Source organism: Cellulophaga baltica (assembly GCF_900102165.1).
Classification (GTDB): Bacteria; Bacteroidota; Bacteroidia; order Flavobacteriales; family Flavobacteriaceae; genus Cellulophaga; species Cellulophaga baltica.
The window spans coordinates 1-2,993 of record NZ_FNBD01000042.1; the positions used below are offsets into that span (position 1 = coordinate 1).

Here is a 2,993-nt window from a genome sequence, read left to right on the forward strand (position 1 = left end):
ATTAATTATTTACCTTTCGGTAAACAAAAGATACCCATGCTGGGCACACACAAAGTGTAAAAATAATTGCTTGGTTCTAGCCTACTCGGAAAATCCTGCGGATTTCCCTCTGGTTCATTTCATTTTTGTTAAGTTAGTGGCTTAACCACGCAACTATCCTTACACAAATCGTTGTAAGTAATCTTGAAAAACCAATGAATACCAAAAAATCGATATTACTAATTTTATCATTCATACTTATTTATGGGTGTAAAGAAAATGAAAAAACAATAGAAGCAGAAAAGGATAATTGGTGGCTTTGGACTGCCAATTGGAATCCGAATAATAATCAAATTTCTGTCGGAGGTACTCAAGATACTTTAAGGCTGTTTTCATCGGAAACATATCAATTGACAGATAATATTCCATTACGAGGTACAATAACCAAAACCAAATGGCATCCAATTAAAAATAAGTTAGCTATTTCAATGCAAGATGAAAAATCGAAATCATTGATATTAGAACCTATATCAAAGGAACAAATAGTACTTGATAGTCTTGACGAATCTGGTGCAAGAGCAATTGGCTGGAACAAAAAAGGGGAACTACTTGCGGTTGGAGATTATAGTGGCTTTCTCAATATCTACAATGAAAATGGAAAAATCATTAAGCGGATTAATACAAAACAAAAAGGTCTAATTGGATTAGATTGGCATCCAGAAAAAAATATAGTTACAGTTGTAGGAGAGAGAATATCCATTTACGATTTTGAAAAGGATTCTATCTATGATATTAAGCCAAGAAAAGAAGATGTGCTTATGCTTTGTGTAGCTTGGAATCCGAATGGCGAATTTTTTGTTACAGGAGACTATGGTGATTTTGAAAAGGATTATCCACCATTACTACAGTTTTGGTCAGCAAATGGTAAAAATTTGAGAAATATTGATAAAAGTAAAGCTGAATTTAGAAACTTAAAATGGTCAAAAGATGGGAAATTTTTAGCAACTGCGAGTGAATCATTAAGACTCTGGAATGAAAATGGCGATTTACTCAAGGAATCCGAATCAGGAAATCTTCTATGGGGAATTGATTGGAATAAATCAGATAGCAAAATAGTGACAACAGACGAAAAAGGAAAAATCATAATTTGGGATAAGGAACTAAAGCAAATTCAAGAGTTAAAGTACTGAAAAAAGACTACTTACAACACCGTATATAATTTATTGCTAGTTCTAGCCTACTTACGAAAATCCTCGCGGATTTTCTATTCGGTTTGTATTTGCTAAATTAGGTGCTTAAAACACGCAACAAACCATATACAACAACGTTAGCCACAATTTAAAAAAAATCGTAACATAAATTGAACACTAACGTCAGATAGATAAAATCATCAATCAAATTTAATCAGAAAATGAAAAAAATAAAACTTCTTGGAATCATTGCGTTTATAAGTTTCAGTTTAAACGCACAAAATGAAACTGAATATTTAACTAAAAACCAAATTCTAAACGATTTGGCGCAACTTGATGATATTCTTCAAAATACATCTTCATATCAAGGATTAAACGGATATGAATACAAAAAGGAATTTGATAATTTTTCAGCAAATTTTAAAGAGCAATCAGTTACAAAATATGATCTTGAATTGTTTTTATCGAAAGTTATTGGAAAAATTGGCGATAGACATTCATATATCGAAGGAGAACGTTTGAGAAATTCATTGTATTTTCCAATTGCGTTTGCACCATTAAACGATAAAGTGTTAGTAGTCGATTTCAATAACGACACAGGAAAATACAATCATTGGAATAAAGATTTCCCTTATCTCAAGTCCATTAATAATATACCCATCGAAAAAATATTACCACAAGTCCTTCCCGCAGATATTCTCGCCCCAAAAAAATCTTATGAACTTCGAGCAGTCAGAGAGTTACGAGATATAGAAATAATTTTCAAAGCTTTGAACTTTGATTTACCTAACCCATTGCCAATAACTCTTACAAATGATAAAGGAATGGATAAAGAAGTAGTTGTCGAATTAGTAGATAGTAAAAACAAAGCAAAATTATGGGATGAAAGATTTTATAAAAACAACTTCTTTTTGCGAGATGGACAGTCTAACGACAAGGAAATTATTAAAAGTTTTTTTAGCATAAAAGACAACATTGGATATATACAACTTGTCGATATGTTAGACAAAGAGGATAGTCCTGTATTCTTTGAATTTCTGAATGATTTTATGAGAATTGCAAAGCAAACCGATGCATTGATTATAGATGTTCGAGATAATGGAGGTGGAACTCGTGATTTAATACAAGAATTAGCTGGATACTTTATAAACCCTAATTCGGTTTATGTCGTTAACGCGACAAGACAAAGAGGAAAATTACCTCTTAATGAGGAATTAAAAGAATATTTACACTACCGTTTTTTGTATTCAAGAGACGAGTTAGACAAAAGAGAACAGAAAGCAGTTGACAGCTTTATGGCTTCTTTTAAACCAATGTATGATTTAGACGACAATAAGTTCAGCGACTATCATTATTATATATTAAATGGTCAAAAACTCGCAAAAAACAAATACCATTATGACAAACCTATTTATATTTTAACCAATGAAAGAAGTTTTAGTGCTGCATCTGTTTTCGTTTCTGTATTTAAAGATTTGCCAAACATTAAAATTGTGGGAATAAATACGGATGGTTCGAGCGGAAATAGCGAACGTTTTGAATTATCAAATACAGAATTTCGTGGTAAAATAAGCACAATGGTTTCTTTCCAGAAAGACGGTCAAATTTTAGATGGTATTGGAACAAAACCAGATATAATAATTGAACGGAATTTAGACCAGATATTCTTAAAAGAAGATTATCAACTGAACAAGCTAATTGAAATAATAAAACGGAAATAAAAACTGTGGCTAATCGAGTAGACGGCTCCGCCCCTAATTAGGAACGGAGTGCGCCTCTCACACCACCGTACATACGGGTCTCGTATACGGCGGTTCAATAATT

At 32.2% G+C, this 2,993-nt stretch carries 2 protein-coding genes; both read left to right on the plus strand.

What is annotated here, in order from left to right:
• Positions 1–194: 194 nt before the first annotated feature.
• Entirely contained in the window at positions 195–1,169 is a 975-nt protein-coding gene (locus BLQ19_RS20735; RefSeq protein ID WP_074539648.1) for a WD40 repeat domain-containing protein, read from the plus strand.
• A 221-nt stretch (positions 1,170–1,390) separates the two neighbouring features.
• Positions 1,391–2,890 carry a S41 family peptidase gene (locus BLQ19_RS20740; protein ID WP_139150314.1) on the plus strand — a complete coding sequence of 500 codons (1,500 nt, stop codon included), beginning with the start codon at positions 1,391–1,393 and terminating at the stop codon, positions 2,888–2,890.
• The last annotated feature ends 103 nt before the right edge of the window (positions 2,891–2,993 follow it).